12 protein-coding genes are annotated in these 13,032 nt (G+C 33.9%); 1 reads left to right on the forward strand and 11 read right to left on the reverse strand.

What is annotated here, in order from left to right; all coding sequences use genetic code 11:
- Positions 1–222: 222 nt before the first annotated feature.
- From RH915_RS11090 to RH915_RS11105, 4 genes are all read right to left on the reverse strand, one after another.
- Positions 223–738, reverse strand: coding sequence for a hypothetical protein (locus tag RH915_RS11090; RefSeq protein WP_310480069.1), 516 nt, complete (start codon positions 736–738; stop codon positions 223–225).
- A 28-nt stretch (positions 739–766) separates the two neighbouring features.
- Positions 767–1,027 (reverse strand): hypothetical protein, encoded by a 261-nt coding sequence (locus RH915_RS11095; protein WP_310480071.1) that lies wholly within the window; start codon positions 1,025–1,027, stop codon positions 767–769.
- An 80-nt stretch (positions 1,028–1,107) separates the two neighbouring features.
- Positions 1,108–2,574, reverse strand: coding sequence for a protein adenylyltransferase SelO (locus RH915_RS11100; RefSeq protein ID WP_310480072.1), 1,467 nt, complete (start codon positions 2,572–2,574; stop codon positions 1,108–1,110).
- 132 nt (positions 2,575–2,706) lie between these two features.
- A complete protein-coding gene (locus RH915_RS11105; protein WP_310480073.1) occupies positions 2,707–3,756 on the reverse strand; it encodes a potassium channel family protein in 1,050 nt (349 codons plus the stop codon).
- A gap of 172 nt (positions 3,757–3,928) precedes the next feature.
- On the opposite strand from RH915_RS11105, the gene RH915_RS11110 reads away from it, so the two are divergent.
- Positions 3,929–4,474 (forward strand): cupin domain-containing protein, encoded by a 546-nt coding sequence (locus RH915_RS11110; protein ID WP_310480075.1) that lies wholly within the window; start codon positions 3,929–3,931, stop codon positions 4,472–4,474.
- Positions 4,475–4,595: 121 nt separating this feature from the next.
- Here RH915_RS11110 and RH915_RS11115 read toward each other — a convergent pair whose 3' ends face one another.
- The 7 genes from RH915_RS11115 to RH915_RS11145 all read right to left on the reverse strand — a co-directional run bounded on the left by RH915_RS11115 (position 4,596) and on the right by RH915_RS11145 (position 12,951).
- Entirely contained in the window at positions 4,596–4,889 is a 294-nt protein-coding gene (locus RH915_RS11115; protein ID WP_310480076.1) for a hypothetical protein, read from the reverse strand.
- Between the two features lie 182 nt (positions 4,890–5,071).
- Positions 5,072–5,983, reverse strand: coding sequence for a hypothetical protein (locus tag RH915_RS11120; RefSeq protein ID WP_310480077.1), 912 nt, complete (start codon positions 5,981–5,983; stop codon positions 5,072–5,074).
- Between the two features lie 238 nt (positions 5,984–6,221).
- Positions 6,222–8,753 carry an FtsX-like permease family protein gene (locus RH915_RS11125; RefSeq protein ID WP_310480078.1) on the reverse strand — a complete coding sequence of 844 codons (2,532 nt, stop codon included), beginning with the start codon at positions 8,751–8,753 and terminating at the stop codon, positions 6,222–6,224.
- Entirely contained in the window at positions 8,750–9,433 is a 684-nt protein-coding gene (locus RH915_RS11130; RefSeq protein WP_310480079.1) for an ABC transporter ATP-binding protein, read from the reverse strand. Before RH915_RS11130 ends, RH915_RS11125 begins: the two co-directional genes overlap by 4 nt.
- A 122-nt stretch (positions 9,434–9,555) precedes the next feature.
- A complete protein-coding gene (locus RH915_RS11135) occupies positions 9,556–10,806 on the reverse strand; it encodes a sensor histidine kinase (RefSeq protein ID WP_310480080.1) in 1,251 nt (416 codons plus the stop codon).
- Positions 10,807–10,827: 21 nt separating this feature from the next.
- Entirely contained in the window at positions 10,828–11,505 is a 678-nt protein-coding gene (locus RH915_RS11140) for a response regulator transcription factor (protein WP_310480082.1), read from the reverse strand.
- A 141-nt stretch (positions 11,506–11,646) separates the two neighbouring features.
- Complete coding sequence (locus RH915_RS11145) at positions 11,647–12,951, reverse strand: Na+/H+ antiporter NhaC family protein (RefSeq protein WP_310480084.1); 1,305 nt, start codon at positions 12,949–12,951, stop codon at positions 11,647–11,649.
- Positions 12,952–13,032: the final 81 nt, after the last annotated feature.

Below are 13,032 nucleotides of genomic sequence, written 5' to 3' on the forward strand. Positions count from 1 at the left end.
TACTAAAATAGGCTCTAATGTAATAATGGAGCGAGATTAAATATAATCCCACCCCAACTATTGACAAAGAGCCAAAAAACAAAAACTGTCCGTAGTAGACAGTTTTTTGTTTAACTATATTTTTATTCTTTCCAAAAGTTGGGTAAAAATAAAATAATCATCGTAAATAATTTCAATCTACCGAATAACATTAATAAAGAAAGGAATAGTGTATCGGCTAATTTATAATTTTGACCACCATCGGTCACTCCATTCAGTATAATTCATTCCAGTGATTTCTTCTAAGGTTTTCCCTTCAAGTGAGTAAAAACCACCAAGAAGAATGTCATCAGATACATGTAAAGAGTACCCTCCGATAATCTTACCTTCGCATACCATAACTGTGACACTTGTTGTTTCATTTTTAATGTATTCATCATGATCTAATGGATGATTTTTTACAATAAATTTATATTCCTCTATTGTTTTATTGAAATAATCACTAGGTTCAATTTCTTGAATCATCCAAATTTTCGCGTATGGTCCTATTGCTTCAGGTAACAAAAGTTCTTTCTCTAAAACATACTCTTCAGTCTTACCCTCTTCTAGAACTATATTGTATCCTTTATCCAATAGATAATTTGAAATTTTTTCTGATATAGTAATATCTTCTATAGCATCACTGTTACTGGACGTATTACAACCAGTAATTAAAATCGAAGTTACTATGAAGCAAATAACAAAAATACTTCGTCTCAAAAAACAACACCTCCTATACATTTAACTACTAAAATCCACTATAACTAGACCTATTCTTAATATCTTTACGTAAAGAGAGCACCAATGATGCTAGTAAAATACCTCCTATGATGTTAATTACTAACTTAACATTTGTTTTTGGAACCTGCTCTTCAGCACCTCCCCCAGATAACAAAATGTTTTCAGATTGCACTTCTTCTTTTCCCTGAATTCCAGGTCTAACTATAGTTTCAAAAATAAATTCTGAATTATGAATATTATTAATTTCTAATTTTGAATTTGGATCCACAACCATACTATATTCGTTGTTATTAACATTTCCAACTAGAACGCCTTTTCCCAGGAAACTTTTAGTTATATTTATATATATTAAGTGCCACAATATGTTCTGTAAGGAAGATTGGATGATGGTGGTGTTGCGTAATCGCCTTGGTTACAAGAATGATTGTAAGGTTCTGAAAGGACATTAAGAAGTGCTTTCAAAATACTATAATCCCCTTCTTCAGCAGCTTTTAGTGCTTGTTCAACTTTATGATTTCTAGGAATAACTGCAGGATTGTTTATACGCATCAATTCCTGAGAAGCATCTTTCGTTTCATTTTGTCTGTGAATCCTATCTTGCCATTTTTTATACCAATCTTTAAACTCGGCTGAATTAAATAACTTTGTATCATTACTCTTTTCAAAGGTTAAAGCTACAAAGGTATTTGTGTAATCTGCACTATATTTTTCCATTATAGCAAGTATTTCCTCAATGAGCAACTCATCCTGTTGTCCTTCGTCACTAATTATTCCCAACTTTGCTTTCATCCCACGAAGCCATTTTTGATGGTACACTACATCAAATTGTTCAATAGCATTCTCTGCCTGTTTTATTGCTTTTGCTTGATCATCATTTAATAAGGGTAAAATACTTTCTGCAAAACGTACAATATTCCATTTTGCTATAAATGGCTGATTGCCATAAGCATACCTTCCTTGCCGGTCTATAGAGCTAAATACAGTTTGTTGATCATATTTATCTATAAAAGCACAAGGACCATAATCAATGGTTTCACCACTTATGGCCATATTGTCTGTATTCATCACTCCATGAACAAAACCAATCAATTGCCACTTTGCAATTAAAGTAGCTTGTCTATTAATAACTTCTTTTAGTAAATTTAGGTGCTTGTTCTGTGTCTTTTCTATTTCTGGAAAATGCCTTTGTATTGTATAATCTGCTAATGCTCGTAATTCCTCAACTGTTCCCCAACTGGAAGCATATTGAAAAGTACCTACACGGATGTGACTACTAGCTATACGGGTTAAAATTGCTCCGGTTTGCTCTTTTTCTCTCATTACTGATTCTCCAGTTGTTACAACAGCTAAGCTGCGGGTTGTTGGAATGCCAAGGGCATACATTGCCTCACTGATAACATACTCTCGAAGCATTGGACCAAGAACTGCTCGGCCATCCCCACCTCTAGAGTACTGTGTTCTCCCAGATCCTTTCAGTTGAATGTCCACCTTTTTTCCTTCAGGAGTTATCTGCTCGCCAATTAATATAGCTCTACCATCTCCTAACATTGTAAAGTGCCCGAATTGATGCCCTGCATATGCTTGTGCTAAGGGTTTAGCACCTTCAGGAATGCTATTTCCTGCAAAAACCGATATACTATCCTCACTTCGTAATAGCTGTGCATCTAATCCCAAAGATTCAGCTAAACAATCGTTTAAAATAACTAATTTAGGGTTGCGTACCGGTGTTGGATCCTGACTTGAAAAAAACAACTTCGGGAGCCCTGCATAACTATTATTAAAATTCCACCCAATTTCTCTTGTATTATTTATCATTTTATCTCCTTTTATATATTTGTATTTTATAAAATAAAAACACATAGAACGTCTATGTATTTTTATTATTTGTTTCTATATTTAAATAATGCACTTTGTCTTTTATCATTTAGAATTATCGAACCACAAAAACTACTGGTTCTCTTTTAAGCGATTTATAGGATCCCTTTTTCCACTGTCACAGGCAATTTGCCTGAGCTTATTAACTTGATCCTCTTGGCCTAACACAATCATTGCATCACCAGAATCTAAAATTTCATCATAACTAGGATTCAATCTTGGTGTACTCTCACCTTTTTTCTGAACTGCTAGTACGATAAGTCCTGTACGTTCGGGAATTTTAGCTTCCTTTAAACTTTGTCCTTTTAATTTAGAAGTATCACAAATTAGTACATCTTCTAAATCTAAAATAACATCTCCAGCGTGGGTGATAATATCTAAAAAAGATATAACAGCAGGGCGAATTACAAAGGAAGCCATGCGCATACCCCCAATTTCATTAGGAGAAATAGTATTGTTGGCACCGGCTTTTTTTAGTTTTTCTCTAGAATTAACTTCTACCGCCCGGGAAACAATATATAGATTTTCGTTCATCTGTCTTGCCGTGAGCACTGTAAAAACATTTAAAGCATCCTCAGGAAGTGCTGAAACTAAACCTTTAGCCTCTTTTATTCTAGCTTTCTTCAGTGCCTCTTCATGAGTTCCGTCGCCATGAATTACTAATATGCCTCGTTCTAGTAATTCATTAACCACTTTTTCTTTTTCTTCGATCACTACGAAGTCAACTTTACTTTTTTCAAATTGGCTTATGACACTTTGCCCGGTTTCACCAGCACCGCATAATATGTAATGATTTTTAAGTTCTGCTATTTGCTTTTCCATTTTACGCCTCCTCCATGTTTCTTTAAATGCGCCTTCAATAAAGAATGTAACGACTCGTGTAAAGGAATAACCCACAGTACCTAACCCCATAAAAATAATAATCATTGAAAAGATTTTGGCTGCATCAGTCATTTCTCCCACTTCTGTATATCCTACTGTTGATATCGTGATAACCGTCATGTATAACGCATCGATTACGCTTACATCAAGCAACCGCATATAACCAACGGTGCCAATTGTTAAAATACCTAAAACAATTGATACAACAATTTTTAGATTTTTGTATTCTTTAAATATCATAATATTCACCCCATTATTATTCCAATTATAACATACTCTTTTAGACTGCTATTTAATAATATTTTTGATCTTGATTATTTTAATATTCCTACTTATTCAAATCACCTTCTTCTAATAACTAACATACAATATAAAGAAATAAAGAAAACTTATGAAAGGAATGAATACTACAATGTATAATGTTTATCATCCTTATCCAAATCCTGGGCACTATAATCCGCCTATGCATAATCCTTATAGACCATACCCATATCCTTACTGGAACAACCCACCTATGCAGCATCCAGGCTGGCAGCCACCTCATATACCGTTAAAGGACTATGGACCACACCCCTATGTCGTTAATATTGAGCAAGCTACGAAGCAAAATACTAATTTTCGACTTGCTTTATGGACAGGAGAATATTTACAACTGACCTTGATGAGTATTCAATCCGGTGATGATATTGGTTTAGAGGTTCATGAAGACCATGATCAATTTATCCGTATTGAACAAGGGCAAGGAATTGTAAGAATGGGTGACAGGAAAGATCATTTAGATTTTCAAGAAAGCGTTTATGATGACTATGCAATATTTATACCTGCTGGTAAATGGCACAACTTAATAAACACCGGCTGTACACCACTTAAACTGTACTCAATTTATGCACCACCGGAGCACCCTCGTGGTACTGTTCATGAAACTAAGAAAGATGCTGAAGAAGATCACCACTGCTAACATTTATCACTTCTTAATAATTCAATAGACACCCTAAGGAGTGTCTATTGAATTATTTTAATGTATAGCCATACTGTTTCTAAAATCAAATAATTTACTTGACTTTTTATGACTTAATTTTTTATATATATTCACGTCCATTTCTAAACTCATAATAGGCTTTAATTGCAGCTATAGATTTAGATTTTTGTTTGTTCATCCCATATGACTGATCAACCTTATTTAATAAATGTACAGTCTCTTCATGACTGTTTACAATAACATCTAAGTCTACTTCAAAAACTCTTTCAACGCCTTTTGCCCACTTAATTATATCATTAATTGCGTTAAGCCCCAGTACTTTTCCTTCCGTATAATATTTACTGATGCCTTGCCCTTTTATTTTCAAAAATTCTTTAAATTCTGTTTGCGTCACAATTGATCACTCCTCATCTCAGTTTTTAACAACTTGCTCAAATTATTATATGAACTGATTTTTATGGTGTGACGATTAAGCACTTATTAAGTTGGCAAACAAAAAAATCCGATTAAGATGACTTTTTATCGTCACCCTAATCGGTGTTTATTATTACAGCTTTAAATATCTGCCCTGTAATATTATGGTAGGTTCATTTTTCTTTCTACTTCTATTCCCGTATCGTATTCAATCAGTATATAAGTATCATTAAAATCTTTTGCTGGTTCTAATGTTTTCTTACGGAATTCATGACCCCTTGTTATGTGTTCATCGTTGTTATCAATTTTCCACTCCTCAACAACTTTTCCTGCTTTTCTTGTTTGAAATAAAACCTCAACAATTTTGTTTTCCGGGTTTGTTACATAATCTTCTATGAAAAACACATGAAATTTATTTGCGTTTGCATCGTAGTTAATGTCTACGTTTACAGTGCCAAATAGTTGATGGTTAATTTTATCTAGGTTAACTACTCTACTTTCCATCGTTTGAACTGTATCTCCATCATTCACCGATATGTAGTAAGTTAAAGTTGAGTATTTCTCTTTTTCATAAGGAAAATTTTGTTTTTCGTCTATAACATGACTTTCCTTATTTTGATTCCCTCTTTTTTCTACTTTGCTAGTCATCATATAGATCATCGGCTCTACTTCAACTTCAACAGTTATTGTTGCATCGTAGTATCCATCAGCTTTTGTTGCAATGACTTTATTAAATTCACCAGTATCTCCTAATCGGTAATGCAGGGCAACCTCCGAACCTTTTTTGTATTCTCTTAAACGCCAACTTATGTTTATATCCGCTTCTCCATCTTTTACTTCTAAGAACTGTATCTCCCCAGTTGTCCATGGTCTTGCATCTTCTCTTATACTATGAATACTTGTATCAACACTTGATATACGAGAACTTAATTGCTGAACTTGGTTTTGTAAACCTGATACTTGATTTTGTAAGCTCATTACTCGGTTATTTACCTGTCTGGTGCTGTTCCAAAATAACCAGGACATCAAAATTAGCACTAGTAGCGCTATTAAAATTTTATTTTCATTTTTCAAGTCGACCCCTCCTTAAGTATATTTAGACGATTAACATATGAAAAATGTTCCTTATTGCTACGTTTTTAAAAATACTATATAGCGTATGATACTTCTAAATTATAGCTCTATTAATTAGTACTATCAATAGAAGATATTGTGTAATTAAATATAAATTGAATAAAAAAGATGACTTCTGTATACCAGAAATCATCTTTTAAAAGTAGTATTGAAGTATATAACTTGTATTACTAATTTATTACTCTTCTCTCAAGGTTGCTGTTATGTTCATTCGAGCCATCTTTCTAAGTGGTGCAATGGCAGCAAGTAGTGCTATTAGAACAGTACCTATTAAAGCGATCATATTTGCTTCTATTGGAAATTCCCATGGTAATTCTCTAAAGTCTGTCATTAAAGTGTACAGGAAATACCCTAAAAGGTTTCCAATTATTAAACCAAAAATAGTTCCTATTATACTACTGAATATGGCCTCTAAACGAATCATTTTTCTCATGCTTTTAGGACTCATTCCTACTGCCCGTAGCATACTGAACTCCTTTGTTCGAGTAATTAGATTGGTGCTTATGGTGTTAATGATATTTAAGGCCCCAATTAGCGTAATTAAGGTAATGAAACCATATATCAACACGGATACTTCGAATTTTGTTTGTTCCGTTATTCTGTTGTTTGCAATATTGTCTATAACCATAGCCTCTGGATGTCTATTAACAATATCGTTTAGTCCTGATACAATATTGTTGTAATGTTCTTCTTCTATATTAACATAAATAATATCGTAACCTTGTTTACCTGTTACCTCTTCATAGACTTCCTTTGTTGTTACTATTCCTATTCCTGCATAGTTGGCATATTCTCCCCCGATTGTTGCCTTTTCTACGATTCCCATAACCTTTAAAGGTATAAGATTTTCCTCTTTAGCCTGGGTATTTTGTTCTATGCGATAATTTTCTAGATCAATTTTTATTTCGTCACCTATTTGGAGGTTAGTCATAGGTCCAATAGTTAATTTACCATCGTCATAGTACCTAGCATTTTGGACTACTAATATACCACGTTCTCTGTTCATCACTTCTATATCTATAGAACCCTTCTGAAGTTCCTTGCTCGCAGCTTTCAATTGCTCATCATCATATCCTCTAATAAAGCTATTATATAGAACTCCATCCTTTTCAATATACTGATCTCGCTGTCTTAATTCCTCTATAATTTTATCCGGTTCCATAATAATGCTGGTATGAAGATTTCTTACTGGAATCACTTCTTTCAAGCCCTCTAATGCTTGAATATCTGTTACATCTTCTTCGGTATATAATCCTTCCGAAGACCACTCTTGTTGCAAAATAAAATCTCCAGTAAATCCATATCTACCTTCATTTAACCTAAAGGCATAGGCACTAAATACACTAAACACCATAAACATAATGACACTAATACTTAGAGAAAAGGCAGTAATTAACAACCTTTTTCTGTTTCTCCGAAGGATTTTATAGGCTAGAAGACCCTCTGTTCCAAATGCTTTGCCTAATAGCACACCACCTTTGGTATTTTTCTCTTTTTTCAACGACCTATGCTGAAAAATTGCATCTAGGGGCGACACTCTCCCTGCACTTAGTGCAGGACTAAAAGCCGATAAATAGATGGATACCATAGCAATAATTGAACTTCCGATAAGAACCACAGGAGTAGTTTGAATCACCACATTGTTAAAGGTTGAATATTCTCCAATGGTAAATAAATAAAAAAGTAATTTGGTTGCATAGAATCCGGTGACTAATCCCAAGGGGATGGCTATTAAACCTAATAGAGTTGCCTCATGAAATACCAATGTCCTTATTTGCTTTGGTGTCGTACCGATAGAGCGCATTACCCCGAACTGTTTAATTCGTTCAATGACAGAGATATGAAAAGCATTGTAAATTACTGCTACAGTAGCTACGCAAACTAAAGTGATCAGAAATATAACTATCGCTAATATTTCAGGGCTAATTTCTCCCGCTTCTCGTCTAATAAGCACATAGTTATGTTCCACATTTTCCTGTGCTAGCTCTAATGTATTTTGTACATTTAGTATGGTTTCTCCTATAGGTAAGCCTTCCTTTACTCTTGCAATAGTGGTGACATCATCTGAAGTGTTTACTGATTCCGCCCACGCTAAGTCTACAACAGCTTGGGAGTGATTACGTGCCTGGCTATGTCTATTGCTTTCTAGTAAACCCACTAGGGTGAAAGATTTTGTTGTAAGGGACCTAAATATTACTTCATCATTCCACTCTCGCCTGCCTATAATTCGATCATTCATTTCAAAATGACCAATGGGCAAAGTGATGGAATCTCCGATTGCAATACCAAGTTCAGCAGCTTTCCATCGTTCTAGCAGAATTTCATTTTGATTTTCCGGTAATCTCCCTTCTATTGGCAACATATTTCTCATTTCAAGGTAGTCAGATTCATACCCCTTCATTTCTATTGCATTTATTTTACTTGATTTTTCCACGTAGCTGCTACCAGCTAAAACTGACTTTGCTGTTTTTTCAAAACTTGCATTTTCTTTAATATATCCATATTCTTCATGCCCTACATTTACAAATGCTACATGATTTGTTCCACTGGTTTCTCTAACCCTTTGCAATTCATGTTGCTCTAAACTATACATCATGGTTCCAATAGAAGTAATCATTGATACTGAAATGATAATTCCTATTATGGTCAAAATAGTACGCTTTTTTTGTTCCTTTAAATAACGACTACCTAATTGACTTAAGGTTTTCATCTGTTGATCACCTCATCTTTAACGATATCTCCATCCTCGATCCGTAATACCCGATCGGCTTCTTCGGCAATTTTGATATCATGGGTAATCATGATTAATGTTTGATTATACTTTTTTACGGAGTACCTCAGTAACTCTACAACCTCCTTACTCGCCTTACTATCTAAATTACCTGTTGGCTCATCAGCCAAAATTACGGAAGGCTTATAAATCATAGCTCTACCTATAGAGACCCTCTGTTGCTGTCCACCGGAAAGTTGTGATGGAAAATGATTTCTTCTCTCTTTTAGACCTAAAAGTCCTAAAACTTCTTCTAAATATTTAGGATCAACAGGTCTGTTATCTAACATAGCCGGCAGGGCAATGTTTTCTTCTGCTGTTAATACTGGAATAAGGTTATAGAATTGAAAAATAAATCCTACCTTTCTTCTTCTAAAAATAGAAAGATTATTCTCGTTCATGGTGTAAATATCGGTATTATCTACCTTAACCTTGCCTTTTGTTGGCCGATCTAGACCACCTAACAAATGTAGCAATGTACTTTTTCCAGACCCACTTGGTCCTACAACTGCAACGAATTCACCTTGATTAACTGAAATATTTATATCCTTTAGGGCTTCTATTTTTTGTTCTCCTGTTTTGTAAGTTTTATTTAAACCTTCTGTCTTTAATATCTCCATCATCTCTTTCCTCCCTTTTTTACTTTTTCTGTACATTTATTATAGCTCCTTAAGCTTACTTGAAGATGAAAGTTTTCCTTACAATTTTGTAAGAAAAAAGAGATGCTTGGCATCTCCCCATTCTAATAACTTTCATCTTTGAATAATACAATCGTAAATGTAATTCCTTTTTTATTGTTCTTTACCATGATCGTACCATTTTGATTTTCGATAATTGCCTTCGTTAGAGCAAGTCCTATTCCTGTACTTTCTGACTTAAGGTTGTTTTTGCCTTTGTAAAATCTTTTAAAGACGTGGGGTAAATCTTCTGATGAAATACCTTGTCCTTCATCAGAAATATATATTCGTGCAGCTAATGGCGTTTCTTCTGTTTCTATGGAAACTTTACCACCTTCTGGTGTGTGCTCTAAAGCATTTTTAACAACATTGCTTATAGCTTCTCCAAGCCACTTTTCATCATGGATCAATGCTATATTACTATCTAAGCAAGTATTAATGCTTTGATTTTTATTTTGTGCATTTACTTTTAAAGGAAGTATTGATTTTTCTATCGTATCATTAAGGTTAGCTAGTTTGTTGTTAAAATCTATAGATTGAATTTCCAATTTAGCCATTTTTAATAAATTTTTTATTAACCATTCCATTCGATCGATTTGTCCTTGGCTCTTATCCAAAAAATTTAATGCTGTTTCTGAATTATTAATTTCCCCATCAATTAATAATTCATTAAACATCTTTATAGAGGCCAGTGGTGTTTTAAGTTGATGAGAAATATCGGAGATTGTATCTTTTAAATATATTTTTTCCTGCTCTAAACTCTGTAACGTTCCCTGTAGCCTTTTTGCCATATCGTTAAATTGTAGTGTTAGTACAGCAAAGTCTCCTTCTTCTTGAATTTCTAATATCGATTCAAAGTCCCCCTCTACGATCGATTCCGCATAATGGGAGAAGTTACGAATTTTACGATAGATCATGCTTAAGATAATCAAGTATACGATTAAAGATAATAGTAAAAATAACATTCCAGTGTAAAATAGAGAGTGTTGGTGCCTACGATAAAATTCCCTGAAAGTATTGTTTACATGTAGCGGCATATCTTCATTAATGCCATACTTTGTTGCAATTTCTAAACCCGTCTCTAAATCTGCGTCAGTATAGTTCCCAGTGAAAAAGGTAATGGTTTCCCTTTCCAGTTGAGGATACCTATTTAAAATACTACCCAGTGCAGCTATGTTTTCACTAACTACTTGTCTATGAAGCTTTTCAGCATTTTTTCTAAAACTGCCTACTATAATAACGCTCAATAAAATATGTAAAAGTATAATAATTACAATATATCTTTTTACTTCTTTGTTTCTCAACAGCGATATCATTTTCTATCTCCCACATCCCACTTAGATTTTCCACCTATAACCCATCCCTCTTACAGTCTCTATATGTTCAGGCTTTGATGGGTCGTTTTCAATTTTTTCTCTTAATCTTCTAATGTACACAGATAAAGTGTTATCGTCTACAAACTCACCTGAGTCGTCCCATATCTTTTGTATAATGGTATTTCTAGATAAAAGCTGAGAAGGGTTTTGAATAAATATATTAATCAATTTCCATTCCATTGGTGACAATATAATTTCATAGCCATTTTTCCATAGCTTTCCTTTTAAAATGTCTAAAGTAATCGGGCCAGAGTGAATAGTCCCTTGTATATTGTTATTACTCCCTCGTCTTAAGATTGCCTTGATCCGGGAGATCAACTCTTTAACCCTAAAAGGTTTTGTAATATAATCATCGCCTCCTATATCTAATCCCAAGACAATATTTACTTCATCATCACAGGCAGTTAGGAATATAATAGGGATTTGAGAGGTAGTTCTAATCTTTTCACATAAACTATAGCCGCTCCCATCTGGTAACATCACATCCAAAAGGATCAGATCGAATGATTGACAATTAAACAGTTTTTCTGCATCTTCTAAAGTATGTGCTACTTGAACTTGATAACTCTCCCTTTTAAGAGAGAATTCTATCCCTTGTGCTAATGTTAAATCATCTTCGACTAATAAAATTTTTTTCAATTTCCTCCCACCTCACTTTAATAGGAATAATATAACACCTATGTCAAAACAAGTCAAAACATAATTAATGGATAATTTATATTGCAAAAATAAGCTCCCTCAGATTTAAATCTAAGGGAGTTATCAAAATCATTTATTTCATTAGTTTGCATGGGCTTTTTTCAAATTTGGAATGCCAAAAGCGATTGCTAAAAGTACGCATGCACCCATTAAATAAGGGTAATATAAGTATCTCATTATTTCTATACTTGAAATTCCTGCAATACTTGCTGCAACAAGAAGTTGTGCACCATAAGGTATTAACCCTTGGCAAAAACACGAAAATGTATCTACTAAGCTTGCTGATCTTCTTGGGTCTATTTCATACTCATTTGCAATATCCTTTACAATAGGTCCTGCAGTCACAATAGCAATGGTGTTATTTGCTGTACACATGTTTACTAAACTCACTAATATACCTATACCTAATTCAGCACCTTTTTTACGCTTAATTTTACTTTTTATAAAGCTTAATAAGAAGTCAATACCACCATTAAATTTTATAACCTCAACTATTCCACCAATTAAAAGGGATATTATAATAATTTGTGACATTCCCATAATCCCACTCTCGATTGCTTTTACAAATCCCCAAATATCAAATGCATTTGTATATATTCCTATAAAACCGCCAAATAAGGTGCCTCCTAATAAAACAACCATCACGTTTACACCTAATAATGCTGCAGCTAAAACAGAAACATACACTAATACTTTTAGAATACTGTACTCATAATGATCCTCTAGCACTACGGTGTTCCCCATATTAATTACTATAAATATAATTGCTGTAACTACTGCTGCGGGTACGACAATCTTAAAGTTCATTTTAAACTTATCCCTCATATCACAACCCTGTGTTCTAGCTGCGGCAATAGTAGTATCTGATATCATAGATAAATTATCGCCAAACATAGCACCACTTACTACTGCGCCTAAGGCTAACCCCATAGGAATATTAATCGTTTCCGCAATGCCTACAGCCATAGGTGATAGGGCTACAATCGTACCTACGGAAGTACCAATGGATAGGGAAATAAAACAACCAATGATAAATACACCGGCGATAAGAATATTTCCAGGTAAAATACTAAGTCCTAAGTTTACAGTAGATTCTACTGCACCCATATCCCTTGCAACTTGAGCAAAGGCACCTGCTAAAATAAAGATCATACACATAAGAATAATATTACTATTACCGGCACCTTTACAAAAGATTTCTACTTTGTCATTTATACTTTCTTTTTTGTTCATGGCAATTGCCACTATACTTGCTACTAAAAATGCTACACTTACAGGCATCTTGTAAAAATCTCTCAAAACGATAGATGTAACCAGATAGACTAATAAAAATACTAACATTGGTAGCAATGCCCATGAATTACCCTTTTTTTGATTGTCTGTCATTTCTTTTCCTCCCTATATAATCTTGTTTTTTCTTACATTTACTCTTGTTTTCTTAGTTTTTTAAACTTGTTTTATTAACTT

The sequence above is a fragment of the Serpentinicella sp. ANB-PHB4 genome, assembly GCF_031432315.1.
GTDB lineage: Bacteria > Bacillota > Clostridia > Peptostreptococcales > Natronincolaceae > Serpentinicella.

Bases quoted from the DNA above. Each gene is read 5' to 3' on its own strand.
- RH915_RS11100 (WP_310480072.1), bottom strand. From the start codon at position 2,574: ATGATAAATAATACAAGAGAAATTGGGTGGAATTTTAATAATAGTTAT.
- RH915_RS11105 (WP_310480073.1), bottom strand. From the start codon at position 3,756: ATGATATTTAAAGAATACAAAAATCTAAAAATTGTTGTATCAATTGTT.
- RH915_RS11110 (WP_310480075.1), top strand. From the start codon at position 3,929: ATGTATAATGTTTATCATCCTTATCCAAATCCTGGGCACTATAATCCG.
- RH915_RS11125 (WP_310480078.1), bottom strand. From the start codon at position 8,753: ATGAAAACCTTAAGTCAATTAGGTAGTCGTTATTTAAAGGAACAAAAA.
- RH915_RS11130 (WP_310480079.1), bottom strand. From the start codon at position 9,433: ATGGAGATATTAAAGACAGAAGGTTTAAATAAAACTTACAAAACAGGA.
- RH915_RS11135 (WP_310480080.1), bottom strand. From the start codon at position 10,806: ATGATATCGCTGTTGAGAAACAAAGAAGTAAAAAGATATATTGTAATT.
- RH915_RS11145 (WP_310480084.1), bottom strand. From the start codon at position 12,951: ATGACAGACAATCAAAAAAAGGGTAATTCATGGGCATTGCTACCAATG.